27 protein-coding genes are annotated in these 21947 nt (G+C 69.8%); 15 read left to right on the forward strand and 12 right to left on the reverse strand.

Going from position 1 to position 21947, the window contains the following annotated elements; all coding sequences use genetic code 11:
• Window positions 1-69: 69 nt before the first annotated feature.
• The 4 genes from V5F75_RS05395 to V5F75_RS05410 form a co-directional block, all read right to left on the reverse strand.
• Window positions 70-315, reverse strand: coding sequence for a DUF4170 domain-containing protein (locus V5F75_RS05395; RefSeq protein ID WP_394033451.1), 246 nt, complete (start codon window positions 313-315; stop codon window positions 70-72).
• A gap of 19 nt (window positions 316-334) precedes the next feature.
• A complete protein-coding gene (locus V5F75_RS05400; protein ID WP_394033452.1) occupies window positions 335-1201 on the reverse strand; it encodes a 3'(2'),5'-bisphosphate nucleotidase CysQ in 867 nt (288 codons plus the stop codon).
• A gap of 179 nt (window positions 1202-1380) precedes the next feature.
• The gene (gene ubiA / locus V5F75_RS05405) at window positions 1381-2328 is read right to left on the reverse strand and encodes a 4-hydroxybenzoate octaprenyltransferase (RefSeq protein ID WP_394033648.1); all 948 of its coding nucleotides are present in this window, start codon (window positions 2326-2328) and stop codon (window positions 1381-1383) included.
• Window positions 2329-2354: 26 nt separating this feature from the next.
• A complete protein-coding gene (locus tag V5F75_RS05410; protein WP_394033453.1) occupies window positions 2355-2840 on the reverse strand; it encodes a hypothetical protein in 486 nt (161 codons plus the stop codon).
• A 312-nt stretch (window positions 2841-3152) separates the two neighbouring features.
• On the opposite strand from V5F75_RS05410, the gene murB reads away from it, so the two are divergent.
• Window positions 3153-4085, forward strand: coding sequence for a UDP-N-acetylmuramate dehydrogenase (gene murB, locus V5F75_RS05415; protein ID WP_394033649.1), 933 nt, complete (start codon window positions 3153-3155; stop codon window positions 4083-4085).
• A 23-nt stretch (window positions 4086-4108) separates the two neighbouring features.
• Here the strand turns inward: murB and V5F75_RS05420 are convergent, their stop codons facing one another.
• Window positions 4109-5203, reverse strand: a complete 1095-nt coding sequence (locus V5F75_RS05420; protein ID WP_394033454.1) for a methyl-accepting chemotaxis protein — start codon at window positions 5201-5203, stop codon at window positions 4109-4111.
• 501 nt (window positions 5204-5704) lie between these two features.
• Between V5F75_RS05420 and V5F75_RS05425 the strand changes: the two genes are divergently transcribed.
• The 5 genes from V5F75_RS05425 to lpxC all read left to right on the forward strand — a co-directional run bounded on the left by V5F75_RS05425 (window position 5705) and on the right by lpxC (window position 11984).
• On the forward strand, window positions 5705-6625 hold the full coding sequence (locus tag V5F75_RS05425) for a D-alanine--D-alanine ligase (RefSeq protein ID WP_394033455.1): 921 nt from the start codon (window positions 5705-5707) through the stop codon (window positions 6623-6625).
• Between the two features lie 80 nt (window positions 6626-6705).
• Complete coding sequence (locus V5F75_RS05430) at window positions 6706-7584, forward strand: cell division protein FtsQ/DivIB (protein ID WP_394033456.1); 879 nt, start codon at window positions 6706-6708, stop codon at window positions 7582-7584.
• The gene (gene ftsA / locus V5F75_RS05435) at window positions 7581-8906 is read left to right on the forward strand and encodes a cell division protein FtsA (RefSeq protein ID WP_393989843.1); all 1326 of its coding nucleotides are present in this window, start codon (window positions 7581-7583) and stop codon (window positions 8904-8906) included. Before V5F75_RS05430 ends, ftsA begins: the two co-directional genes overlap by 4 nt.
• 89 nt (window positions 8907-8995) lie before the next feature.
• A complete protein-coding gene (ftsZ, locus tag V5F75_RS05440; protein WP_394033457.1) occupies window positions 8996-10744 on the forward strand; it encodes a cell division protein FtsZ in 1749 nt (582 codons plus the stop codon).
• 307 nt (window positions 10745-11051) lie between these two features.
• On the forward strand, window positions 11052-11984 hold the full coding sequence (gene lpxC / locus V5F75_RS05445; RefSeq protein WP_394033458.1) for a UDP-3-O-acyl-N-acetylglucosamine deacetylase: 933 nt from the start codon (window positions 11052-11054) through the stop codon (window positions 11982-11984).
• 360 nt (window positions 11985-12344) lie between these two features.
• Here lpxC and V5F75_RS05450 read toward each other — a convergent pair whose 3' ends face one another.
• On the reverse strand, window positions 12345-13298 hold the full coding sequence (locus V5F75_RS05450) for a 2-hydroxyacid dehydrogenase (protein ID WP_394033459.1): 954 nt from the start codon (window positions 13296-13298) through the stop codon (window positions 12345-12347).
• Window positions 13299-13472: 174 nt separating this feature from the next.
• On the opposite strand from V5F75_RS05450, the gene V5F75_RS05455 reads away from it, so the two are divergent.
• On the forward strand, window positions 13473-13967 hold the full coding sequence (locus V5F75_RS05455; RefSeq protein ID WP_394033460.1) for a hypothetical protein: 495 nt from the start codon (window positions 13473-13475) through the stop codon (window positions 13965-13967).
• A 515-nt stretch (window positions 13968-14482) separates the two neighbouring features.
• Here V5F75_RS05455 and grxD read toward each other — a convergent pair.
• On the reverse strand, window positions 14483-14815 hold the full coding sequence (gene grxD / locus V5F75_RS05460) for a Grx4 family monothiol glutaredoxin (RefSeq protein WP_394033461.1): 333 nt from the start codon (window positions 14813-14815) through the stop codon (window positions 14483-14485).
• 89 nt (window positions 14816-14904) lie between these two features.
• A complete protein-coding gene (locus V5F75_RS05465) occupies window positions 14905-15138 on the reverse strand; it encodes a BolA/IbaG family iron-sulfur metabolism protein (RefSeq protein WP_394033462.1) in 234 nt (77 codons plus the stop codon).
• A 303-nt stretch (window positions 15139-15441) separates the two neighbouring features.
• On the opposite strand from V5F75_RS05465, the gene V5F75_RS05470 reads away from it, so the two are divergent.
• The 3 genes from V5F75_RS05470 to V5F75_RS05480 all read left to right on the forward strand — a co-directional run bounded on the left by V5F75_RS05470 (window position 15442) and on the right by V5F75_RS05480 (window position 17621).
• Window positions 15442-16302: a xanthine dehydrogenase gene (locus V5F75_RS05470; protein WP_394033463.1), complete on the forward strand. Its 861-nt coding sequence runs from the start codon at window positions 15442-15444 to the stop codon at window positions 16300-16302.
• Between the two features lie 134 nt (window positions 16303-16436).
• The gene (locus V5F75_RS05475; RefSeq protein WP_394033464.1) at window positions 16437-16919 is read left to right on the forward strand and encodes a tetratricopeptide repeat protein; all 483 of its coding nucleotides are present in this window, start codon (window positions 16437-16439) and stop codon (window positions 16917-16919) included.
• A gap of 300 nt (window positions 16920-17219) precedes the next feature.
• Window positions 17220-17621 carry a DUF59 domain-containing protein gene (locus V5F75_RS05480; protein WP_394033465.1) on the forward strand — a complete coding sequence of 134 codons (402 nt, stop codon included), beginning with the start codon at window positions 17220-17222 and terminating at the stop codon, window positions 17619-17621.
• Window positions 17622-17643: 22 nt separating this feature from the next.
• Here the strand turns inward: V5F75_RS05480 and V5F75_RS05485 are convergent, their stop codons facing one another.
• Together V5F75_RS05485 and V5F75_RS05490 are read right to left on the reverse strand one after the other, a co-directional pair.
• A complete protein-coding gene (locus V5F75_RS05485; RefSeq protein WP_394033466.1) occupies window positions 17644-17976 on the reverse strand; it encodes a Rieske 2Fe-2S domain-containing protein in 333 nt (110 codons plus the stop codon).
• A 10-nt stretch (window positions 17977-17986) separates the two neighbouring features.
• Window positions 17987-18637 carry a glutathione S-transferase family protein gene (locus tag V5F75_RS05490; RefSeq protein WP_394033650.1) on the reverse strand — a complete coding sequence of 217 codons (651 nt, stop codon included), beginning with the start codon at window positions 18635-18637 and terminating at the stop codon, window positions 17987-17989.
• A gap of 219 nt (window positions 18638-18856) precedes the next feature.
• Here V5F75_RS05490 and V5F75_RS05495 point away from each other — a divergent pair, with 219 nt between their 5' ends.
• The 4 genes from V5F75_RS05495 to V5F75_RS05510 all read left to right on the forward strand — a co-directional run bounded on the left by V5F75_RS05495 (window position 18857) and on the right by V5F75_RS05510 (window position 20493).
• Window positions 18857-19306, forward strand: a complete 450-nt coding sequence (locus V5F75_RS05495; RefSeq protein ID WP_394033467.1) for a Rieske (2Fe-2S) protein — start codon at window positions 18857-18859, stop codon at window positions 19304-19306.
• Window positions 19307-19368: 62 nt separating this feature from the next.
• The gene (locus tag V5F75_RS05500; protein ID WP_394033468.1) at window positions 19369-19701 is read left to right on the forward strand and encodes a DUF6156 family protein; all 333 of its coding nucleotides are present in this window, start codon (window positions 19369-19371) and stop codon (window positions 19699-19701) included.
• A gap of 34 nt (window positions 19702-19735) precedes the next feature.
• On the forward strand, window positions 19736-19903 hold the full coding sequence (locus V5F75_RS05505; protein ID WP_393989857.1) for a hypothetical protein: 168 nt from the start codon (window positions 19736-19738) through the stop codon (window positions 19901-19903).
• Between the two features lie 155 nt (window positions 19904-20058).
• A complete protein-coding gene (locus tag V5F75_RS05510) occupies window positions 20059-20493 on the forward strand; it encodes a group II truncated hemoglobin (protein ID WP_394033469.1) in 435 nt (144 codons plus the stop codon).
• Between the two features lie 104 nt (window positions 20494-20597).
• Here V5F75_RS05510 and V5F75_RS05515 read toward each other — a convergent pair whose 3' ends face one another.
• The gene (locus V5F75_RS05515) at window positions 20598-20837 is read right to left on the reverse strand and encodes a hypothetical protein (RefSeq protein ID WP_393989859.1); all 240 of its coding nucleotides are present in this window, start codon (window positions 20835-20837) and stop codon (window positions 20598-20600) included.
• Between the two features lie 82 nt (window positions 20838-20919).
• Window positions 20920-21165 carry a hypothetical protein gene (locus V5F75_RS05520; protein ID WP_394033470.1) on the reverse strand — a complete coding sequence of 82 codons (246 nt, stop codon included), beginning with the start codon at window positions 21163-21165 and terminating at the stop codon, window positions 20920-20922.
• 220 nt (window positions 21166-21385) lie between these two features.
• Between V5F75_RS05520 and V5F75_RS05525 the strand changes: the two genes are divergently transcribed.
• Window positions 21386-21898, forward strand: a complete 513-nt coding sequence (locus tag V5F75_RS05525; protein WP_394033471.1) for a hypothetical protein — start codon at window positions 21386-21388, stop codon at window positions 21896-21898.
• Window positions 21899-21947 lie beyond the last annotated feature (49 nt).

Raw genomic sequence — 21947 nt, forward strand, 5'->3', positions numbered from 1 at the left:
CCAGCGGGCGTTCCGGCGCGCCTTGCGCGGCGGTGCAGCAAGGTCAGGCGCGCCTTCCGCGAGCGTGGCTCAGGCGCCGAAGGCCTTGCCGGTCTCCGGGTCCAGCAGGCGATGCAGGTGGACCACGAAATAGCGCATCATGGCGTTGTCCACATTCTGCTGGGACTTCGCCTTCCAGGCCGCCGCGGCGCTCGCGTAGTCGGGAAAGATGCCGACGATGTCGAGCTTGGAGAGGTCCTTGAACTCGGTGCCGTCGAGGGCGGTGAGTTCTCCGCCGAAGACGAGGTGGGGCAGTTGCTTGCTGGAGCTGGTCATGGCGTGTCCGGAAAGAGGGTCACGGGCGGGATTGCACCGTCCCGGCAGGGGCGGCTGAAGGGGAAAGGCCGTTGGCGGCGGCCAGCGCGGCCGGGTGCAGCGCGCGGCCGGCGCACACCAGCGGCGGATGGCGCGGCACCGCGCGATTGTAGGCGAGCGGCGCGGCGTCCAGCGTGGTGAGGCGCCCGCCGGCTTCCTCCACCAGCAGGTCGGCCGCGGCGAGGTCCCAGTCGTGGCTGTCGGCGCGGGAGAGGGCGAGGTCCACCTCGTCCGTGGCCACGCGGGCGAGCCGCAGCGCCAGCGAGTGGCCGCGCGGCAGGCGGGTGATGGCGGCGGCGCGGGCGATGAGGTCGAGCGCATCCGCCGGGCCGGCGGCGCGGGCCCCCTCCAGCGTGGCGCGGACGGAAACCTTGATGGCCGCGCCGTTGCGCTGCGCGCCGGCACCCCGCACGGCGATGAACATCTCGTCCAGCACCGGCGCGAACAGGGCGGCGAGGCGCGGGCGTCCGTCCTCCACCAGCGCCACGGAAACCGCCCAGTCGGGCGCGCCGTGCATGTAGCCGCGGGTGCCGTCGATGGGGTCCACCACCCACACCCGGCGGGCCGAGAGGCGGGCCGCGTCGTCGGCGGTCTCCTCCGAGAGCCAGGCGCAATCGGGCGCGAGGGCGGTGAGGTGGCGGTGCAGGAAGCGGTCGACCGCGATGTCGGCCTCGGTCACGGGGGAATTGTTGCCCTTGCTCCAGGATTTCACCCCGGAGGCGAACATGGAGCGCGCGAGCTCACCCGCTCCCGCCACCACGTCCGTCAGGTGGCGGGCCAGGGTTTCGTCGTCCGGGCGCGGGGCGTTCCCCGCGCCGGCGGCGGCACTGACTGGCTCGACGCTCATGGCCTCGCCACATAGGAGCAGGCGGGGCGGAAGGCAATGCGCCTTCCGTTTCCCAAACGCCTGAAAAGCGGGCAGACGCAGGGCCTGAGATGTGAAAACACAATATAATTCATTGGTATACAAGTAAGAGTGATTTTACGCCGCACCCGCTCTTTCGCTGCATTTTGATTAGGCAGTGCTCAGGGAAGGATCAGCCGCAGCACGCTCGGCACCAGCGTGTCGAGGCTGAGGCCGGCGAACAGGATGAGCCCGGCGTCGCGGTTGGAGAGGAAGAGGGCGAGGCAGCGCGCGGAATCGTCGATGTCGAGCCGCCTCACCTGCCAAAAGAGATGGGCCGCGAAGCCGAGGAGGCCCAGAATGGAGAACAGCCCCGCCGGGACCAGCAGCAGAGCGCCGGCGAACAGCGCCACCACCGCCGTGTAGCACAGCGCCACCGCGAGGCCCGTGCGGCGCCCGAACAGCAGCGCCGTGGAGCGCACGCCGACGACGGCGTCGTCTTCCCGGTCCTGGTGGGCATAGATGGTGTCGTAGGCGAACACCCACAGCACCGCGCCGGCGAACAGCAGCAGCGCGGGGTCCGAGATGGTCTGGAACACGCTCGCCCAACCCATCAGCGCGCCCCACGAGAAGGCGATGCCGAGGGTGAGCTGCGGCACCGAGGTGATGCGCTTCATGAGCGGATAGACCGCCACCACTCCCAGCGAGGCGAGGCCGGTGATGATGGCGAAGCGCGGCAGGCACAGCAGCACCGCGAGGCCTACGAGGCACTGGAACACGAGGAAGGCGAGGGCGGCCGGCACGCTCACGGCGCCGGACGCCACCGGCCGGGCGCGGGTGCGGGCCACCGCGCGGTCGATCTTGCGGTCGAGGATGTCGTTCCAGGTGCAGCCGGCCCCGCGCATGGCGATCGCGCCGACGGCGAACAGGACCAGCAGCCGCGGATCGGGATAGGGCGCATCCGCGGCGACGGCGGCAAGGGCGGTGGACCACCAGCACGGCAGCAGCAGCAGCCACCAGCCGATCGGCCGGTCGAGCCGCGCGAGATGGAGATAGGGCCGCACCAGGGCAGGGGCGTGGCGATCGACCCAGTTGTCCGGCGGCGCATCCGCGACCGTGGGGCCGGCCATGCCTTCCTGCGTGCTCAAGGCGATGCCTATTTCTGGAGGACGTTGCCGCTCAGCGTGTCGAACACGCCGCTCTTGCCGTCCGAGGCCTTGCTGGTGGAATAGCCGGTGGTGACGCCGAGGGCGCTGGACATGGAGCCCTGGGGCGGTGGCTTGGCGGGCCCGCCGGTGGCGCCGCCGTTGGCGGCCACCTGGCACACCTTGTCGCGGATGTCGTTGGTCTTCTTGTGGCTGGCGGCGGCCTGCGTGATGGCCTGCTCGGGAATCTGGCACCAGTCCTTGTTCTTGGTGAGGAACTCCACCCACTTCGCCTCGGCGCTGGAGAAGGAGCGGAACAGCGGGCACAGGGTCTGCGGATCGGCCTTCTTCTTGCCGGCCTCGTTCAGGGCCTTGCCCTTCTGCTCCAGGTCGGCGCGCGCGGCGGCGACGTCGCTCTGGCAGTCCGCTCGCGCGCTGGCGATGGACAGGGCGCTCACGACGGCGATGGCCGCGATCTTGAGCGTCGTCTTCTGCATCGAGCACTGCCCTTTCATTGTCCGCCCCCCGGCGATCTCTTGATATACAGAGCGCAGACATGGGGCAATATCACGGCGAAGCCGGCATGGCGGCCGGCGGACGTTGCGGCAGGTTGCCACGAGGGTCGTGAAGGTTCCGTTTCCGGGTGTCGGCCGCGGCCGGGCGGAAGGCTTCCATGCGCCGCCGGCCCTTGTTCTTCCGCCGGCCGTGTGGGAGAGGCAGGGTGAATGGGCCCCCTCGCGCGGCCCCCTGCGATCCGGACGATGCCGATGAGCATGACGCAAGACCAGCCGGCCCCCGGGCCGGAGACGATGGCGCGCCCGGCGCCCTTCGCGGACCTCGTGCCCGCGCTGCGCGCTCGCGTGCCCGGCCTGCGCGGCCGGCTCGAAGCGAACGCGCCGCTCGCCGAGCTGACATGGTTCCGCGCCGGCGGCCCGGCGCAGGCGCTGTTCCTGCCCGCCGATGCCGACGACCTCGCGGCCCTGCTCGCCGCCCTGCCGGCGGAGGTGCCGGTCACGGTCATCGGCCTCGGCTCCAACCTCATCGTGCGCGATGGCGGGGTGCCGGGGCTGGTGATCCGGCTGGCGAGGGGATTCACGGAGATCGCGGTGGAAGGCTGCCGCGTCAGCGCCGGCGCCGGCGTGCCGGACGTGAAGGTGGCGCGCGCCGCCGCCGAGGCGGGGCTCGACGGCTTCGCCTTTCTGCGCGGCATTCCCGGCGCGGTGGGCGGCGCCCTGCGCATGAACGCGGGCGCCTATGGCGGCGAGGTGAAGGACATCCTGGTCTCGGCAGAGGCGGTGACCCGCGCCGGGCAGAAGGTGGAGCTTTCCGCCGCCGACATGGGCTTCACCTACCGCCATTGCGCGGCGCCGGACGACCTGATCTTCACCCGCGCGGTGTTCGAGGGGCGTCCGGGAGACCGCGAGGCCATCGCCGCGCAGATGGCGCACATCACCCAGAGCCGGGAGGCCACCCAGCCCATCAAGAGCCGCACCGGCGGCTCCACCTTCAAGAATCCGCCCGGCACCAGCGCCTGGAAGCTGGTGGATGCGGCCGGCCTGCGCGGCTTCACCCTGGGCCGGGCGCAGGTGTCGGAGCTGCACACCAATTTTCTGGTCAATCTCGGCGGCGCCACCGCCGCCGAGATCGAGGCCCTGGGCGAGGAGGTCCGCCGGCGGGTGCTGGCCGCCACCGGCGTGAGCCTCGAATGGGAGATCAAGCGGATCGGCCTTCCCGCCGCTTGATCCCGCCGCCTGATCCCGCCGGCCTATTCGGCGGCCCGCAGGGTCGCTGGGGCGAGCCGGGCCACCTGCTCCGCCAGCCCTGCCTGCGCGGCGGGCCGCGCCTGCACGATGACGCCGTGCCAGCCGAGGCCGCGATAGGTCTCGTAGCCGGGAGTGAGGGCATAGCCCACCATGGCGCCCTGGGCGTCGGTGTAGTGGCCGCTTTCCCCTTCCGTCCGGAGGGGGAAGACCTCCGAGAGGATGCCCTTGCCATCGGACGCGGCGATCACGCGGTGGCGTGAATCGAGCAGCAGGCAGCGGGTGCGGGCCTGTTCCTCGGCGCTGCGCCGGCCGCCGCTGACCACGGCGGCGGCCTGGGGCTGCCAGTCGAAGAAGATGCCGAGCACCCCCGTCGGCCGGCCTGTGGCCTCGCCGCCGGCGCGCACGGCGGTGGCGTAAGTGGCCGCCTGGGCATTGCCCAGGGCGGGAATGGTCTCCACGTCGGCGACGGAGAAATCCTCGCCGCTGCGGGTGGCCATGGCGGCGCGGAACCATTCCGTGCGCGAGACATCGGTGCCCACGGCGCGGTGGTAGCGGTCGGGCCGGCCGTTGGCCACCACGCGCCCGTCGGCATCGACGATCCAGAGGTCGAGATAGACCGTGTAGCTCTGCAGGATCACGCCCAGCCGGTCGGCCGCGTGGCGCGCGGTTTCGGGGCCGGGCGCTTCCAGGCAGTCCACCACCGCCTTGTCGGTGGCCCACCAGCGCACGTCGCACGAGCGCTCGTAGAGGTTGCGGTCGATGATCTCGATCATGTTCAGCGCCTGGTCGGCGAGGCGCTGGCCGCGCACCTGCTCGGCCATGCGGCGGCCGATCTCGGTGAGCTCGACGATGGAGCGCGAGAGGTCGGTGGAGAGGGCGCTCGAGATCTCCTGGATCCGTTGCGACACCGCCTTCACCTCGTTGGCGACCACCGAGAATCCGCGTCCGGCGTCGCCGGCGCGGGCGGCCTCGATGAGCGCGTTGAGGGCGAGCGTGCGCGTCTCCCGCGTCACGCCGTTGATCTGGTCGATCTTCTCATGGGCAATGGCGCCGATCTGCTCGGAGAGCATCACGACGCGTTCCGGTTCAGCGCTCATGTGACATCCTCATGAGGTGTGCTGCCTGCTTTTTCACCTCAGCAAGAAATGAGCCATATTTGTCAGCACCCGGCCGCGGCGGCCGGTCTTTGGGCCGTTATCTCTGTACCGTCACACTCTCGGCATGGCCAAGCTTGCCGGGATATGTCGTTACCTCTCCGCTGGTATTTGCCCTCCGCGACGGCCGGAGCGGCCCAGGGCCGGATGGCGGCGGGCGGGGCGATTTTTCGTCCGGAACGTCCCTTTCGGGGGCTGGCGGCGGCGTCCGGACGGCGTTTCCGGCGTCGCGGACGCGAAAAATGGAGGCAGGTGCCGCCGGAACGGGCACCCGTGCGCGGCCATCGGGAGCGCGTGCGCCCGCGCCGCCCTTAGGGAATTGCATACCGGCCCCGGTCTTCACTGGCGGCGACCTTCGCCCGGCGCCTCCGGTGGCGCCGGCGGGGCGATTTTCTGCTACATCCCGCCGCCTCTGGCGCGGGGGCTTCAGGAGCGGTGAGCGATATGGCGAAACATGTGGCGGTGCTGATGGGCGGCTGGTCGTCCGAGCGGGAGGTCTCGCTGCGTTCCGGCGCCGCCTGCGCCGCGGCGCTGGAGGACGCGGGCTACCGCGTGACGCGGGTGGACGTGGGCCGCGACGTGGGCGAGGTGCTGGCGCGCCTGAGGCCGGACGCGGCGCTGAACGTGCTGCACGGCCACCCCGGCGAGGACGGCACCATCCAGGGCGTGCTGGAGATCCTGCGCATTCCCTACAGCCATTCGGGCGTGCTTGCCTCGGCCCTCGCCATGGACAAGGCCCAGGCGCGCATCACGCTGGCGGCGGCCGGGGTTCCCGTGGCCGCCGGCCGCACCGTCACCCGCGCGGAAGCGGCGTTGGGCCATGTGATGGCGCCGCCCTATGTGCTGAAGCCGGTGGCGGAGGGCTCCAGCGTCGGTGTCTTCATCGTGCGCGAGGAGCAGGCCCATCCGCCACAGGAACTCCACAGGGAAGATTGGAGCTTCGGCGAAACCCTTCTGGCGGAAGCCTTCATCCCCGGCCTGGAGCTGACCTGCGGGGTGATGGGCGACAGGCCCCTGGGAGTCATCGAGATCGAGGCGGTGCAACCGTTTTACGACTACGAAAGCAAGTATGCGCCCGGCGGCTCGCGCCACATTCTTCCGGCGCGGATTTTACCTGAAATTTACGAGCGCGTGCAGATGTTAAGCCTAACGGCGCACCGAGCTCTCGGCTGCCGGGGGGTGTCTCGCGCGGATTTCCGCTTCGACATTTCCAAGGGCGATGCCTCCGGGCTCGTCTGCCTGGAAGTGAACACCCAGCCCGGCATGACCGAGACCTCGCTGGTGCCCGACATGGCGGCCCACGCGGGCATTTCATTCGGCGAGCTTGTGACATGGATGGTGGAGGACGCGTCGCTGGATCGGTAAGGCCCCCCCGGGCGGAGACGCGCCGAGGCGCGGCGCCGAAGGCCGGCCCGGTTCCGCCCGGCCGGCACAAGCGCCTGCCGGTGGAGGACCTCCGCCCGGCCAGCCGCACAGCCCTGCTCCTGCGCCGCTTCACGGTGTGGCTGGGCGCCTCCCGGCTCGGCCAGCGCGGCGCCGGCCTGCTCATGGTGGCGGTCATCGGCGGCTTCTCCGCCTATGGCGTCGTCATCGGCGGCCATATGGAGGAGGCGCGGGAGATCGGCGTCGACCTCGCGGACGCGGCCGCCAACGTGGCCGGGTTCAAGGTGCGCGAGGTCAACCTCTCCGGCTACAACCACATGTCGCCGGCGGAGATCCTCCAGGCCGCCGGCATCAAGGGCTCCACCTCCATCCTGTTCGTCAATGCCGACGACACCCGCGCCCGGCTGGAGCAGATGCCCTGGATCCGTGCGGCGAGCGTGCGCAAGCAGTTCCCCGACCGAATCGACATCGCCATCGTCGAGCGCGAGGCGTTCGCGCTCTGGCAGGTGAATGGCGAGATCAAGGTCATCGCCCGCGACGGCACCGCCATCGCCCCCTATTCCGACGACCCGCGCTACGTGGACCTGCCCATCGTGGTGGGCGAGGGCGCGGAGAAGCGGGTGGAGGAGATCGTGGACGCGCTGGCTCGCCTGCCGGACCTCAAGAGCCAGGTGCGCGCCGCCATCCTGGTGGCCGAGCGCCGCTGGACCCTGAAGACGCGCAACGGCATCGACGTGCGCCTGCCGGAGCGGGAGATGGACGGCGCGCTGATGCAGCTCGTCGCCCTCGACCGCGACAAGAAGCTTCTTTCCCGTGACATCACCATCGTCGACCTGCGCCTGCCCGATCGCGTGGCGGTGCGCCTGTCGGACGCCGCCGCCGCCGCTCGCGACGAGATGCTGAAGGCGAAGGCCAAGGCCAAGAAGGGAGGCCCCGCATGAGGTCCCGGCTCGCCCAGGGGTTCGCGCCGAAGATGCGCCCGCTTCCCCCCCGCAAGGGCGGCATCGTGGGGGTGCTCGACATCGGCACCAGCAAGGTGGTGTGCGCCATCGCCAAGCTGCGGCCCCGCGGCGCGTCGGACGTGCTGAGCCGACGCACCCATTCCATCGACGTCCTCGGCATCGGCCACACCCGCGCCTACGGCATCAAGGGCGGCGCGGTGGTGGACATGGCCAAGGCCGAGCTCGCCATCCGCCAGGCGGTGGACATGGCCGAGCGCGCCTCGGGCGTGCAGATCGCCTCGGTGGTGGTCGGTGTCTCCGGCGGGCGGCTCGCCTCCCAGCATTACGAGGCGGCTGTGCGCCTCACCGCGCCGTCGGTGGAGGAGTTCGACATCCGCCGCGTGCTGGAGGCCGCCTCCACCTATGCGGTGAATGATGGCCGGGCCGTGATGCACGCGCTGCCGGTGGGCTATTCGCTCGACGGGCGCTCCGGCATCGGCGAGCCGTGCGGCATGCTGGGCCAGGAGCTCGGCGCCGACATGCACGTCATCACCGCCGACCTCACGGCGCTGAAGAACCTCGTGCTGTGCGTGGAGCGCTGCCATCTCTCCATTGAGGCCATGGTGGCGGCGCCCTATGCGGCGGCGCTCTCCTCCCTCACCGACGACGAGATGGAGCTGGGCGTCACCCTCATCGACATGGGGGCGGGCACCACCACCTTCGCCATCGTGGACGGCGGGCACTGCGTCTACGTGGACGGGGTGGCCCTGGGCGGCCACCACATCACCAACGATGTCGCGCGCGGGTTGCCGGCGCGCCTCGCCGACGCCGAGCGCATGAAGGCCCTGCACGGCGCCGTGGTGGCGGTCTCCTCCGACGAGCACGACATGCTCACCGTGCCGCCGCTCTCTGGCGACACGCGCGACCAGCCGCAGATGGTTCCGAAGTCGCGGCTCGTCACCATCGTGCGGCCGCGCGCGGAAGAAATCGTGGAATTGATTCGCGACCGGCTGAAGTCTTCGGGCCATGCCGGCGACGCGGGCCGGCGCATCGTGCTCACCGGCGGCGCCGCGCAGCTCCAGGGGCTGGCGGACCTGGTGGCGCGGGTGATCGGCCCACAGGTGCGCATCGGCCGTCCGTTAGGCGTTTCGCGCCTGCCGGAAGCGGCGCGCGGCGCGGCGTTCGCGGTCACCGCGGGCCTGCTCGTCTACCCGCAAGCCGCTGGCCTTGAACACTTCGAGCCGCGCCGCCGGCAGGCGGTGGGCGCCGAGCCGCAGGGATATTTCGGCCGCGTGGGGCGCTGGCTGAAGGACAGCTTTTAGACATGGTTAACCAAATCAGCAGTAACAAGTTGGTCAACGGGATTCATCGACAGGCGGTCTGAGCCGAGCGGGTTCGACGGAGCGAAAACATGACGATCAACCTTCAGATGCCCGACATTCGTGAGCTCCGTCCGCGGATCACGGTGTTCGGTGTGGGCGGCGCCGGTGGCAACGCCGTCAACAACATGATCTCCTCGGGCCTGAGCGGCGTCGAGTTCGTGGTCGCGAACACCGATGCCCAGGCGCTCACCCTCACCAAGGCCGAGCGCGTGGTGCAGATGGGCGTGGCGGTGACCGAGGGTCTCGGCGCCGGCTCCCAGCCGGAAGTGGGTCGCGCGGCGGCCGAAGAAGTCATCGACGAGATCCGCGACCACCTGTCCGGCTCGCACATGGTGTTCATCACCGCCGGCATGGGCGGCGGCACCGGCACCGGCGCTGCGGCCGTGGTGGCCCGCGCCGCCCGCGAGCTCGGCATTCTCACCGTGGGCGTGGTGACCAAGCCCTTCCACTTCGAGGGCCTGCGCCGCATGCGGGTGGCCGAGCACGGCATCACCGAGCTGCAGAAGAGCGTCGACACCCTCATCGTCATCCCGAACCAGAACCTGTTCCGGGTGGCCAACGAGAAGACCACCTTCGCCGACGCGTTCGCGATGGCCGACCAGGTGCTCTATTCGGGCGTCGCCTGCATCACCGACCTGATGGTGAAGGAAGGCCTCATCAACCTCGACTTCGCCGACGTGCGCGCCGTGATGCGCGACATGGGCAAGGCCATGATGGGCACCGGCGAGGCTTCCGGCGAGAAGCGCGCCCTGCAGGCCGCCGAGGCCGCCATCGCCAACCCGCTGCTGGACGAGACCTCCATGCAGGGGGCCCGCGGCCTGCTCATCTCCATCACCGGCGGCAAGGACATGACGCTGTTCGAGGTGGACGAGGCGGCGACCCGCATCCGCGAGGAAGTGGACCCCGACGCCAACATCATCCTCGGCGCCACCTTCGACGAGATGCTGGACGGCATCATCCGCGTCTCCGTGGTGGCCACCGGCATCGATCCGCTCTCCATTCCCGACCAGATCCAGCCGCCCGCCGACCTCGGCGGACGCAAGATGTCCAACGCCGGCCGCATGGCGGTGGAGACCGCCCGCGAGGCGCAGATCCACTCTGCCGTCGCCGCTATCTCCGCCGAGGACCTCATCGGCCTGGAGGACTTCGCGCCCGTCGCCCAGCAGCCGGCCCCCGCGCCGATGCCCGAGCAGCCGGTGGCCATCGACGACGTGACCATCCGCGCCGCCCAGCCGCGCCCGTCCTTCCTCGCCGAGCCGGAGCCCGCCCCCGCGCCGATGCCGGTGCAGGAGGAGGACGACTTCGCGCCCTACATCCCGCCGCAGAGCCAGCGCGTGCGCACCACGCGGATGCCGCGGGTGGACGAGCTGCCGCTGCCGGCCCAGAACCAGATCCGCGCCCAGCGCGGCGAGCCGCCGCTGGAGCAGGCCCAGCCCGACAAGAAGCGCATGACCCTTCTGCAGCGTCTCGCCCATGTGGGCCGCCGCGAGGAGCCCGAGCCCGAGCCGGCGCGCCGCGACCAGCCGAGCATGCGCGCCCCCGAGCGTCGCCAGCCCGAGCCCCGCTACCAGGACCAGCAGCGCGGCTACCAGGATCCGCGCGGCTACCAGGACCAGCGCCCGACCATGGGCGGCCATCCCGGCGAGGCGGTTTCCGAGTTCGCCAAGCGCCCGCAGAGCCGGCCTGTGATGGAGGTTCCCTCCCGTCCCGCGCCGCAGCGTGGCGAGGACGACGACCACCTGGAAATCCCCGCCTTCCTGCGCCGCCAGGCGAACTGAGTCGGGCACGCACCCCTTCGCGGGCTGTAACAATAGGCTTGAGGCTGACTGTCATGGTCGGCCTTAAGCATTTGTTAAATAATGGAAATCGTGTCGTTGGCCTTGGTAACAGGCGGTAAGCAAGCGTGATTTGGCGCAGCGCAGCCTGGGGACTAGGGTGCCCCCAATCCTGATCGACCCACACGCATCGCGTTGACAGTTTTTTTTGGACAACCGCGGCGAAAGTGGGAAGGCAAGGTGAAGCTTTGGGGGAGAGCCTTTGGCCATTCGGTGGCCTCGGCTCCCCGAGCATGGGACGACACCGATTATGCAGACCACTCTGGCTCGCGAGATTGCCCTCAAGGGGGCCGGCGTTCACGCCGGGGTCGAGGCGACCCTCACTCTGAAGCCGGCATCTGCGAACACTGGTATCGTCTTCGTCCGCTCCTTCGCCGACAGCGCCCCGCGCAAGGCCACCGTTTCCCATAAGTCCGTCCAGGCCACCGACCTCGCCACCGTGCTCGGCGACCGTTCCGGCGCCCTGGTGTCCACGGTCGAGCACCTGCTGGCCACCTTCAACGGCCTGGGCATCGACAACGCCGTGGTGGAGATCGACGGCCCCGAGGTTCCGATCCTCGACGGCAGCGCGGTGGAATTCGTGGCGGCCATCGACGCCGCCGGCGTCACCACCCTGCGCGGCCGCCGCAAGTATCTCAAGGTGCTGAAGCCCGTGCGCGTCGAGAACGGCGCCGCCTTCGGCGAGCTTCTCCCCTATGACGCCGGCTTCCGCCTGGAAGTGGAGATCGACTTCTCCCATGAGGCCATCGGCCGCCAGCGTTTCGCCGCCACCCTTTCTCCCGCGGTGTTCCGCCGCGAGCTGGCGCAGGCCCGCACCTTCGGCTTCCTGAAGGATGTGGAGCGCCTGCGCACCGCCGGCTATGCCCGCGGCGCCGCCCTCGAGAACACCGTGTGCCTCGATGACGCCGGCGTCATCAATCCCGACGGCCTGCGCTTCACCGACGAGTTCGTGCGCCACAAGGCGCTTGACGCGGTGGGCGACCTCGCCCTCGCCGGCATGCCGCTTCTGGCCCGCTACCGTTCCTTCCGCGGCGGCCACAAGCTGAACTTCCAGATGGTCAACGCTTTGCTCGCCGACCGCTCCGCTTATGCGGTGGTGGAGGAGGCCCGCCCGGTGCGCGAGACCGTCGGCGCCGAGATCTCCGGCGCCACTCCGGTTCCGGTGTTCGCCCCCGAGCTGTGAGGCGAGCGCCCGGCAGGGTGCTCCAGGTTTCGTTCCGAGCTTTATCGCTTCAAGACCCCGCCCGGCGCCGCGCCCGGCGGGGTCTTTGCTTTTCCGGGCCTTTTCGAGTGAAGGGGATGCCGGTTCGCGTGAAGAACGTGCGTTGTCTCGATAAGCTGGAGTGATCTCCGCGAGCCGATGCGGGTGGAAAACGGGGGAGGCCGCGCGAAGCGTGAAGCGATCAAGGGGGGCTCAAAGGCGCTTCCAGGCAGGCCGCCACTTCGGGGGCGGCGTCTTCGGCCACCGGGTCACTGCGTATGGGGGCCGCAGGCGGTTCCCCCGGCGAGGGCGCCGCTTGGCCTTGCCCGAGAGCGCCTCGGCTCAATAGCCCAGGGCGCGATCCACTACGTTCAGCAGCGGCAGGCCGGCCCGGTGGCGGCGGATGCCTTCGATCACGGTCGGCGCCGCCGTTTCCGGCTGGGTGGGCGCGGCCGCGTGGGGCATCACGATGACGCGCGGGTGCGACCAGAAGGGGTGCTCCGCCGGCAGAGGCTCCACATGGAACACGTCGAGCGTGGCGCCGGCCATGTGCCCGCTCTCCAGCGCTGCGAGAAGGTCCTCGTCCACCAGATGGCCGCCGCGGGCCGCGTTGATGAGGCTGGCGCCGCGCGGCAGGCGGGCGAACGTCTGCGCGTTCAGGATGCCGCGACTCTCGGGTGTGAGAGGCAGCAGGCACACCAGGATCTCGGTTTCCGACAGGAAGGGGCCAAGCCCCTCCGGTCCGTGGAAGCAGGCCACGCCGGGAATGTCGCGCGCCGAGCGCGCCCAGCCGCGCACGGAAAAACCAACCCGCGCGAGATTCTCGGCGCAGAAGCGGCCGAGCTCGCCCAGCCCCATGACGCCCACCGTGCGGTGGCTGGCGAGGGGCACGTTCCGCTCGTGCCACTCCCGCCGCGCCTGCTGGGCGGCGAAGGCGGGCATTTCGCGATGATAATAGAGCGCCTGCATGAGCACGAATTCGTTCATGCCGAGCTTCAGGCCCGGGTCCACCATGCGCACCAGCGGCAGGTGTGTGGGCACCACGTCGGCGCCGATGATGCTGTCGACGCCGGCGCCGAGGGAAAAGACCGCCTTGAGGTTCGGCAGGCCGGCCAGCACGCCGGGCGGCACCTTCCAGGCGAAGGCATAGTCGATCTCCTCCGCCGCGCCGACATCCGGCCACTGGCGGATGTCCAGCTCCGGCATTTCGCGGGCGAAGGCGGCGAGCCAGGGCTCGGGCCCGATGCCGGGGCAGGCCCAGAGCATGACGGGCGGGCGGGGCGCGGAAGAGGTCATCGGGTTTTCCGTCGGGGTATGGCGCTGCGGCCCCACCGCGGAGCGGGGCCGGCTTTCTATAGGGGCTTTCCGGGTGTGGAGGCGAGCGGGCGCATCGGCCGCGTTGCAATCGCGCGAGCGCCGTGCCAGAGCTTTCCCGATTTCGCCGATTGGCTTCCATGTGCAGGATTCGTCATGAAAAAAGCGTCTCTGTTCGCTGCCGTCGCCACGCTTGCGCTCTGTGCGATGCCTCGCCTCGGCCTTGCCGACACGGCGAAGTTCGAATGCGCCTGGCTGCCGGCGGGTCAGAAGCCCTCCGCAGAGGTGGCCGCGCTGCTGGCCGCCGGTGATCCGCTGGACCAGCCCAACGTGCTGAACGCCGCGGTGGACAAGCTGAAGGCGAGCGGCCTGCGCCCCGCGCTCATCATCGACGGCCTCGTGAGCGCCTATTGCCCGGTGGTGGCGGAGAACGCCAACTACACCGACGCGCAGAAGACCGCCCGCATGCAGGCCTTCGCGGCCCGCACCGTGCGCCTCGTCTATTCGCTGGAGACGGCCGACAAGATCTTCCTCGACGTGGGGCTGCCCCCGGCGGTGGTGGATGCGGTGAACGCCAAGGTGCGCGCCGCGGGCGTGAGCCAGCAGGACTGGCTGGCCGGCGTCGTCACTACCGCCGCCGACGCGAAGTAGGTGGCCTCGGGGGCGACGGTCCGCCGTCGCCTCCGGCCTGCCGCGCCGGGTCTTGCGCCCTCCCACCGGCGACGATGCGGCGAGGGCGTGGGAAGCCCTGCGGACGCCCTCCGCCCGCGCCGCCCATAAGGGCGCGTCGGCGGTCGTGGTTTTCAAACGGGATTTTCGGCAAGGACGGTGGACGCGCTCGCGTGGGTGCGTCGGCGCAGCCGACGTCCGCATCTGTATGTCCGGGGCGGTGGGCGCGGCGCCTCGGTTCTCCCAGCTTGCCGGCATTCGCGGCGAACTGCGGGATCAGCGCGTATCTCAAGCGTGAGCGCCGCCGCTTCCGCCCCTGGCGAAGGGATGCGGACCACCCTCCAAAAGGAGGGCGCGCGTGATCGTCCTCCGGAGTGAACGGTCTCGCCTGACACCGCCCGCATCCAGGCGGCAAGGCGATGGAGCGCTTCACGGGGCGCTGCTTCGAACGCCCCTCCGGCGTGTTGGGCCCGCGCGGCGGCACGGGCCCCCAGGCGTCAGGATGCGGGGGCGAGGATGCCCTTCTCGGTCAGCAGCGCGGCGAGCTCGCCCGCCTGGAACATCTCGCGCACGATGTCGCAGCCGCCGACGAACTCGCCCTTCACATAGAGCTGCGGAATGGTCGGCCAGTTGGAATAGGCCTTGATGCCCTCGCGGATGAAGGGGTCCTGCAGCACGTCCACGGCGGCGTAGGGCACGCCGATCTGGCCCAGCACCTGGACCACCGCGGAGGAGAAGCCGCACTGCGGCGCCTGCGGCACGCCCTTCATGAAGAGCACGACGTCGTTGTTCTCGATGAGATCCTTGATGCGTTCGGCGGTGTTGGCCATGGGGGCAATCCTCGGCTGATCTGAAACGGTGGGTCGGGAACGATCTGCGCGTGATCTACATTTCCGCGCGGTCTACATCTCCGTCGGGTCTACTTGGGAACGATGGTCTCGAGCGCGAGGGCGTGCAGCACGCCGCCCATCTGCCCCTGGAGGGCGGCGTAGACCATCTGGTGCTGCTGCACCCGGCTCTTGCCCTTGAAGGCCTCCGAGGTGACGCGCGCGGCGTAGTGGTCGCCGTCGCCGGCGAGATCCACGATCACAACGTGGGCGTCCGGAAGGGCGCTCTTCACCAGCCGCTCGATTTCGGCTCCGTCCATGGCCATGGTCTGTGCTCCTCTTCTGCGCGCCCTCATGCAAGGTCGGCACCACGCGGGCGCGGGCGCCGCAAGTGATTGAAATCCGGGCACGGGCGGGCGCATTGGCGTCATGCGGACACGGATGGCGCGTTTCCCCCATGCGCCGAGCTGTCGGCTTTGCGACAGGCCGGCTGGCTGGCGGGCACTGAAATGACGGCGCTTGCGCTCTATACATGCGGGAATAGCGTGAGCCCGAAAAATGCGGGGCCTACCCCGAAATCGGCCCGGCTCTTGCTTACCTGCATCAGCCTCCGTGATGAGAGACGGAACATGAGAGAAACACGACATGAGGGCCGCCGCCGATCGCCGCCGTTCGCGGTGATCCTCGGGACCAACGAGATCGCCTCCGCCGTGGCGGTGCACCTGCATCGCTCCGGCTATGGCGTTGTTCTGTCTCATGATCCGGTGCCGCCGGTGATCCGCCGCAAGATGGCGTTCCACGACGCCTTGTTCGACGACCTCGTGGAGGTGGACGGCGTGTTCGCCACGCTTGCGGATTCGAGCATGCAGATCCGCGCCGGCCTCGGCCGCCCCGAGGGCGTGATGGTCACGAACCTCGGCCTCCTGGACCTCATCGTCATCGGCGCCATCGACCTTCTGGTGGATGCGCGGATGAACAAATACCAGGTGACGCCGGACCTGCGCCGCCTCGCCGGGCTCACCATCGGCCTCGGCCCCGGCTTCAGCGGCGGCGCCAATTGCGATGTCGCCATCGAGACGCGGCCGGGCAAGGAGGGGCGGATCATCCAATACGGCCCCACCGACGCGGCCGACGGCATCGCGCGGCCCCTGGGCGACCGACGCTCGGAGCGCTTCATCCATGCCGAAGTGGCGGGGCGCTGGCACACCGCCATCGAGATCGGCACCCGCGTCTATAAGGATTTCCTCATCGGCCACCTGGGCAGCGTGCCGGTGCGCGCGCCGTTCGACGGCGTGGTGCGCGGCGTGGCCCGCGACGGCACGGAGGTGCCGGCCGGCGTGAAGCTGCTGGAGCTCGATCCGCGCGGTCGCAACGCCAACTGGACGGGTCTCGACGCGCGGGCCCTCATCATCGCCAAGGCGGTCACCCGCGCCCTGTCGTTCCGCAAGGCGACGCCGGCGGCGCAGGGCGCCGCGGTGCCGGTGAAGTAAGGTTCCCGCGGGCCGGAGCGCGTGGCCCCGGGACACTGAGTTTCGTTTCGAGTGAAGACCTTGCCGCAACCCGACAGGCTGGTGCGGCTGCCGCGAGTCAAGGCGAGCGGGAGGCGCGCCGGGGGCCGACGTTCATGATCGAACTGTTTCCGAACACCGACGTCATCAATTTCGGCGACCTGCCGCCGGGCATCAACGCCCTGCTCCAGCAGGGGGTCATCGCCTACCGGCGCGACCGCGCGCAGGCGGACCAGCTGTTCCGGCAGGCCCTGGCGGCCGCGCCCCACGAGCTGCCCACCTATTTCTGCCTCTACAAGATCCACACCTACCAGGGCAATCTGGAGGAGGCCCAGCGCGCCGCCGAGAGCGGCCTGCGGGAGGCCGCCATCCAGGCCGGCTGGAGCACGGACTGGCACGATTGGGTGCCGGAGCATCCCTTTCCCGAAGGCGCGGGCCGGTTCGCCCTCTACACGCTGAAGGCACTCGCCTTCATCCACCTGCGGCAGGACCGCCCCGATGCCGCCGCCGAGAAGCTCGACGCCCTGCGGGTGCTCGACCCCTCGGGCGCCGTGGGCTGGCCCGTGGTGGCGGCCCTGGCCGAGGGCCTCGCCTCCTGATCCTCTCCGTCTGGCACCGGGCTTGCACGGTGGACCGGGCAAGGCGCCGCTCGGCGTCGGGATGAAGGAAAGCCGCAAATCGTGCGCAACTTCATGCGACATTTGCGTGACAACGAGGCGGCGCAGCACGTCACACGTACGGTTACGGCGCTCCGGGCGGAGCGGGCGGCATCGCGTGTTCGTGCGCGGGCGGCGGCGGGGGAATGCGACAGCGCCCCTGTCCGATCGCCGCGCCGGCGCCTACATCAGCAAGGCGGATGCAGGCCCGTGACTGGTTTGGTTGCTGGAGGCGACTGTCAGATGACGGAGATCATGGATTACGGCTTCGACTCACCCTCCGCGCCCGTGCTCTGTGCGGACGGGGAGCAAAAGGCCCATGTGGACTTCGAGCCGAAGGATTTGACGCGCCTGGAGAGCATCGTCTGCGCGCTGCGCACGGTCAACGATCCCGAGATCCCGGTGAACATCTACGACCTCGGCCTCGTCTACCGCATCGACCTGAAGGCGGACGGCGTGGTGGAGATCGACATGACCCTCACGGCCCCCGGCTGCCCGGTGGCCGGCACCCTCACGGGCTGGGTGCAGGAGGCGGTGAGCGCGGTGGACGGCGTCCGCGACGTGAAGATGAGCCTCGTGTTCGATCCGCCATGGGACAAGTCGCGCATGTCGGAAGAGGTGCAGCTCGAGCTGGGCCTGCTGTAAGGCGTCGCCCACGGGCCGCGCCTCACCGGCGCAGGCGGTTCGGCGGCACCTCCTCCACATCCACGAACATCACGCCGTCCTCGATGCGCGAGGGATATTCGGCGAGCGTGCACAGGCCGCCGACCGTGCACAGGCCGCTCGCGGCGTCGAACACCCAGTCGTGGGCGCGGCAGGTGATGCTGCGGCCGTCGAAGCGCGCATCGACGAGAAGCTCGCCGGCGTGGGGGCAGAGCCCCTGCAGCGCGCGCGGCGCCCCGCCTCGCGGCCACACAGCCAGCACCAGCGTGCTGCCGATGCCGACGGGCAGCATCGTGCCCTCCTCCAGGTCCGACAGGGCGCACAGCCGCACGAACATGGCCCGCCCCTCAGTTGAGGACGCGGGCGGCCCCGCCCAGGGTGGCGGGGTTGTAGCCCTCTTCCCGCAGCACCTGCAGCACCGCCGGGCGCTCCAGCAGCCGCCGGTAGTGGGCCGCGAGGTTGGGCGGCAGGGGGATCTGGGTCTTGTCGGCCCAGAATTCCACGTAGAACAGGAAGGGGTCGGCGACCGAATAGGCGCCGGCCACGTAGTCGCGGCCTTCCAGCGCCTTGTCGAGGATGGTAAAGCCCTGGGTGACGATATCGCGCCCGAGGGCCTTCATCTTCTCCTGGTCCACGCCGGTGCCGGTGAAGCTCGGGGTGGCGAAGATGCGGGCGAAGCCCTGGCCGTGCACGGTGTTCACCACATAGGCCATGGCTTCGAGGGCGCGGGCCTCGGCCTCCGCGTCGGCGGGCCACAGGCCGGCGCGCGGGCGGCTCCGGCCGAGCCAGTAGCCGATGGCGACCATCTCCGTGAGCACGCTGCCGTCCCGCCGCACCAGGGCGGGGATGGTGGACTTCGGATTGACGGCCACATACTCCGGCTTGAAGTGATCCCCGGCCGGCAGGTTGACGATGTGGGCCTCGAACACCTCCTCCAGCTCCTCGAGGATGATGTGGATCGCGGTCGAGCACGATCCGGGGGTCATGTAGAACTTCATGTTGGCCATGCGTGACCTGTCTTTCCCGCCGGGCCCTGGAGGGATGGTGCGGCCCGCGCCTGTCCGCCCGCCGGGCGTCGGCATGCTTCATGCAATTATCGGGTCAATTCGGAGCTGGCGCAGGTTGTCGGGAACAGAACCCGACATCCCTGTGCCCTTCGCGACAAGATCGGGCGCCGGCGACGTGGCGCGCACAAGAAGAAGAGCAGGACGGGCACCATGTCGGCTGACGAGATCGAGGTCTATGCCATCTGCGAGATCGAGGACATCGATCCGGGTGAGGCGAAAGCCTTCAGCCTGTCGCGCCTGGGTGAGGACGGCGCGGCGCGGCCGTTCCGCATCCTCGTGGTCCGCACCAGCGCGCGGGAGGTGGTGGGCTATGTGAACGCCTGCCCCCACCAGGGCACTTGGCTCAATGTCGGCAGCGGGGAATTCTTCAACAAGGACGGCACCATGCTGCGCTGCGGCCGGCATGGCGCCCTGTTCGACATCGAAAGCGGCGCCTGCACCGAGGGGCCCTGCAAGGAGCAGAGCCTGGAGCCCGTCGCCCTCGTGGTGGTGGGCGAGGACGTGTGCCTGTGCGGCGTGCCGCTGGTGGAGGAGGAGGGCCGGCCCTTCCCCTATGACGACCTCGACGACACCATGGAGATCATGATCTCGCCCGATTGAAGAATCGCCGCACGGCGCCCCATCGGCGCGGGGGTTCTTCTTCAACCGGCACGCAGGTTTTCATGACTTCTTCTGACGCGGCGGGGCGGTGCGCCCCGGAAAGCGGCGGTTCCTGCCGCTTCTTCCTCACCTATACCGGCGTGAAGGTGCCCTTCAAGCTGGTGGAGCCCATCGAGGCGGAGCACCTGACGCATCGCAACACCTTCATCCGGGCCTATTTCGACGCCGCCGGCATGCTCACCGGCTTCGACAAGATGGTCTATGGCGAGGTGGAGCTGGCGCATCGCTACGACTACCACGCCAACGGCCGGCTGAGCCGGGCGGAGGTGACCATGGACGAGGAAACGGTGATCCTCGCCTTCGACGAGGCGGGAGCGCCGGTCGCCGCCGGCTGACGGCGGCGCGGACAGGACGCGGAGGAGCCCGGGCATGACGGTCGCGCAGCTCATGGAAGCCCTCTCCCGCATGCCGGGGGAGGCGGTGGTGCTGATGGAGGCCGACGGAGGCCTCTCCCTTGTCAGCGCTCTTGATTTCGTGGAGTCGCAAGGGCCGGGAGCGCCGGCGGAGGTTGTCCTCCTGCCCAGCATGGAGGAATAGCGCGGGAGGCGCGGGAGCTTGCGCGCTGCGGCGCGCCGCCGCTGGCCGCGCTCTTGCACCGAGGGCCGGCACCTGTTTTCGTCCGCCCGGCCGGGGCTTTGCTCCGCCCATGGTTTCCAGCGGGAGCGCCGCCCCGCCAATGGTCGAGGAAAAAGATGTCCGACGCAGCCGACACCCCAAGCATGTACGAGCGCATCGGCGGCGCGGTGGCCATCGACCGCCTGGTGGAGGAATTCTACGCCCGCATGGACCATTTGCCCGAGGCCCGCGAGATCCGCCTGCTGCACGCCCCGGACCTCACCCCCCTGAAGGGCGACCTGAAGCGCTATCTCACCGAATGGACCGGCGGCCCCAGGCTCTACTCCCCGCAGAAGGGCCATCCGCGCATGCGTCAGCGCCACATGCACGTGCCCATCGGCGCGGCGGAGCGGGACGCCTGGCTGCTGTGCATGCGCGGCGCGCTCGACCAGACGGTGGCCGATCCGGCCGCGCGCGATGAGCTCTACGGCGCCATGGCGCGGCTCGCGGACTGGATGCGCAATACCGGCGACAATCCCCACGACACCGCCGGCCACGCCGCGCGCCCCTGACCTCGGGCATTTCCCGCTCGCCCTAGCGCGCGGAAATTGATCTATATTATTGAAATAACGCATTTTCTTCACGCGAACCGGCATCCGCTTCGCTTGAAAATGCTCTACAGCGGCACTCCGAAGAAATCCTCGTCCTCCCCGCCCCAGGCCTTGTGGAGCGCGAAGCCCTCCTGCCATCGGGCCAGCTCCGGCTCGGAGGCGCCGCGATGGGTGATCCTGCCGTCGGGCCGGCCGGCCAGCAGGTAGTCCCGGCCGTTCTTGATGAAGCGGTTGAGGGCCTTCATGTCGTTGGGGCGCACCACGCAGCGGGGCGCCTCGTCGATGAGAATGGTCGTCGGCAGCATCGCTCAGCTCTCGGCTCGGCGGTTTGCGGATGCGCCCCGGCCGTGGCCGGGGCGCCGCGAACAGGACGGGCGCCGTGGCGCCTCAGAAGCCGTCCCCCTTCTTGCCCCAGGGGTGGGAGCCCGGCACCAGGCCGGCGCGGATGCCGGCCTTCTCCACATCGGCCACGGACCTGTAGAGGGTGGCCTCGTGCACCAGCGTGCCGGTCTTGGTGGTGATGGCGACATAGCGGGCAACGGTATCGGCTTCGCAGAGGTAGCCCCCGCCCGGATCGCTCGTGCTGCGGAGATTTCCGTCCCAATCCACAAAGAAGCCATCCGGGGTCGACATGCACCTTCTCCAGTGAAACGCCCGCGGGCGCGGGCCGGATGGGGAGCCTTCAGCAAGGTTCTTGCCAACCGGCCCCGCGCCACATCCGGCGCCGTTCACCGATGAGAGAAAGTCTAGATCAAAGCATTCGATTTGCGCCAAATCAATTTTTTGAACTTGCAGCAGGCGCGGCATCGCCATAAATTTCAGGAATTCATTGGTCGTATATTGGACATGCGCGATGGCTGAATTGACTCAGCGAACGGCCTCGCTCGCCGATGTGCAGGGATTGTGGGGCCTGCTGCGCCGGGTCTCCGCCGACGTGCCCTTCAGGCTCGAGGACGAGCGCGAGCAGGAGGCGATCCTGTCCGAGGTGGCGGCCTGCTGCGCGTCCGGCCTCTCCCCCATCGCCATCGACAACGAGCGCGGCATCGTCGGCGCGCTGCTGGCGCGGCGGGACGACCTGGAATGGGGCCTGCGCAACAATCCCGCCGTTCACGTGGCCTATGCGGCCATGGCGCCGGCCTTCCGCGGCACGGACCTCTTCGCCGGCCTGCTGGGGGAGGTGAAGGGGCTCGGCGTGGCGGTGCTCGCGAGCGTGAAGGCGGGCGACCGGCAGGGCTTCGCGGAGGCCCTGGGCGCGCAGGGGTTCATCCACCAGAGGCGGGCCGCGAGCGGCTGGGGCGATCTCTATCGCTGGACTCCCGCAGCGGCGCGGGGGGCGGGGCGCACGCCCCGATGGTTTGTGGCGTAGCCGGATCTCGCGCGGCCCCAGCGGCCGTCGCGCTTATCCAATGCCCGGG

This window comes from Xanthobacter albus, assembly GCF_043194895.2.
Classification (GTDB): domain Bacteria; phylum Pseudomonadota; class Alphaproteobacteria; order Rhizobiales; family Xanthobacteraceae; genus Xanthobacter.

What these genes read in the sequence shown, in the direction of transcription:
- V5F75_RS05395 (WP_394033451.1), bottom strand. Translation starts at nt 315, where the DNA reads ATGACCAGCTCCAGCAAGCAACTGCCCCACCTCGTCTTCGGCGGAGAA.
- V5F75_RS05400 (WP_394033452.1), bottom strand. Translation starts at nt 1,201, where the DNA reads ATGAGCGTCGAGCCAGTCAGTGCCGCCGCCGGCGCGGGGAACGCCCCG.
- ubiA (WP_394033648.1), bottom strand. Translation starts at nt 2,328, where the DNA reads ATGGCCGGCCCCACGGTCGCGGATGCGCCGCCGGACAACTGGGTCGAT.
- V5F75_RS05410 (WP_394033453.1), bottom strand. Translation starts at nt 2,840, where the DNA reads ATGCAGAAGACGACGCTCAAGATCGCGGCCATCGCCGTCGTGAGCGCC.
- murB (WP_394033649.1), top strand. Translation starts at nt 3,153, where the DNA reads ATGGCGCGCCCGGCGCCCTTCGCGGACCTCGTGCCCGCGCTGCGCGCT.
- V5F75_RS05420 (WP_394033454.1), bottom strand. Translation starts at nt 5,203, where the DNA reads ATGAGCGCTGAACCGGAACGCGTCGTGATGCTCTCCGAGCAGATCGGC.
- V5F75_RS05425 (WP_394033455.1), top strand. Translation starts at nt 5,705, where the DNA reads ATGGCGAAACATGTGGCGGTGCTGATGGGCGGCTGGTCGTCCGAGCGG.
- ftsA (WP_393989843.1), top strand. Translation starts at nt 7,581, where the DNA reads ATGAGGTCCCGGCTCGCCCAGGGGTTCGCGCCGAAGATGCGCCCGCTT.
- ftsZ (WP_394033457.1), top strand. Translation starts at nt 8,996, where the DNA reads ATGACGATCAACCTTCAGATGCCCGACATTCGTGAGCTCCGTCCGCGG.
- lpxC (WP_394033458.1), top strand. Translation starts at nt 11,052, where the DNA reads ATGCAGACCACTCTGGCTCGCGAGATTGCCCTCAAGGGGGCCGGCGTT.
- V5F75_RS05450 (WP_394033459.1), bottom strand. Translation starts at nt 13,298, where the DNA reads ATGACCTCTTCCGCGCCCCGCCCGCCCGTCATGCTCTGGGCCTGCCCC.
- V5F75_RS05455 (WP_394033460.1), top strand. Translation starts at nt 13,473, where the DNA reads ATGAAAAAAGCGTCTCTGTTCGCTGCCGTCGCCACGCTTGCGCTCTGT.
- grxD (WP_394033461.1), bottom strand. Translation starts at nt 14,815, where the DNA reads ATGGCCAACACCGCCGAACGCATCAAGGATCTCATCGAGAACAACGAC.
- V5F75_RS05465 (WP_394033462.1), bottom strand. Translation starts at nt 15,138, where the DNA reads ATGGCCATGGACGGAGCCGAAATCGAGCGGCTGGTGAAGAGCGCCCTT.
- V5F75_RS05470 (WP_394033463.1), top strand. Translation starts at nt 15,442, where the DNA reads ATGAGAGAAACACGACATGAGGGCCGCCGCCGATCGCCGCCGTTCGCG.
- V5F75_RS05475 (WP_394033464.1), top strand. Translation starts at nt 16,437, where the DNA reads ATGATCGAACTGTTTCCGAACACCGACGTCATCAATTTCGGCGACCTG.
- V5F75_RS05480 (WP_394033465.1), top strand. Translation starts at nt 17,220, where the DNA reads ATGACGGAGATCATGGATTACGGCTTCGACTCACCCTCCGCGCCCGTG.
- V5F75_RS05485 (WP_394033466.1), bottom strand. Translation starts at nt 17,976, where the DNA reads ATGTTCGTGCGGCTGTGCGCCCTGTCGGACCTGGAGGAGGGCACGATG.
- V5F75_RS05490 (WP_394033650.1), bottom strand. Translation starts at nt 18,637, where the DNA reads ATGAAGTTCTACATGACCCCCGGATCGTGCTCGACCGCGATCCACATC.
- V5F75_RS05495 (WP_394033467.1), top strand. Translation starts at nt 18,857, where the DNA reads ATGTCGGCTGACGAGATCGAGGTCTATGCCATCTGCGAGATCGAGGAC.
- V5F75_RS05500 (WP_394033468.1), top strand. Translation starts at nt 19,369, where the DNA reads ATGACTTCTTCTGACGCGGCGGGGCGGTGCGCCCCGGAAAGCGGCGGT.
- V5F75_RS05505 (WP_393989857.1), top strand. Translation starts at nt 19,736, where the DNA reads ATGACGGTCGCGCAGCTCATGGAAGCCCTCTCCCGCATGCCGGGGGAG.
- V5F75_RS05510 (WP_394033469.1), top strand. Translation starts at nt 20,059, where the DNA reads ATGTCCGACGCAGCCGACACCCCAAGCATGTACGAGCGCATCGGCGGC.
- V5F75_RS05515 (WP_393989859.1), bottom strand. Translation starts at nt 20,837, where the DNA reads ATGCTGCCGACGACCATTCTCATCGACGAGGCGCCCCGCTGCGTGGTG.
- V5F75_RS05520 (WP_394033470.1), bottom strand. Translation starts at nt 21,165, where the DNA reads ATGTCGACCCCGGATGGCTTCTTTGTGGATTGGGACGGAAATCTCCGC.
- V5F75_RS05525 (WP_394033471.1), top strand. Translation starts at nt 21,386, where the DNA reads ATGGCTGAATTGACTCAGCGAACGGCCTCGCTCGCCGATGTGCAGGGA.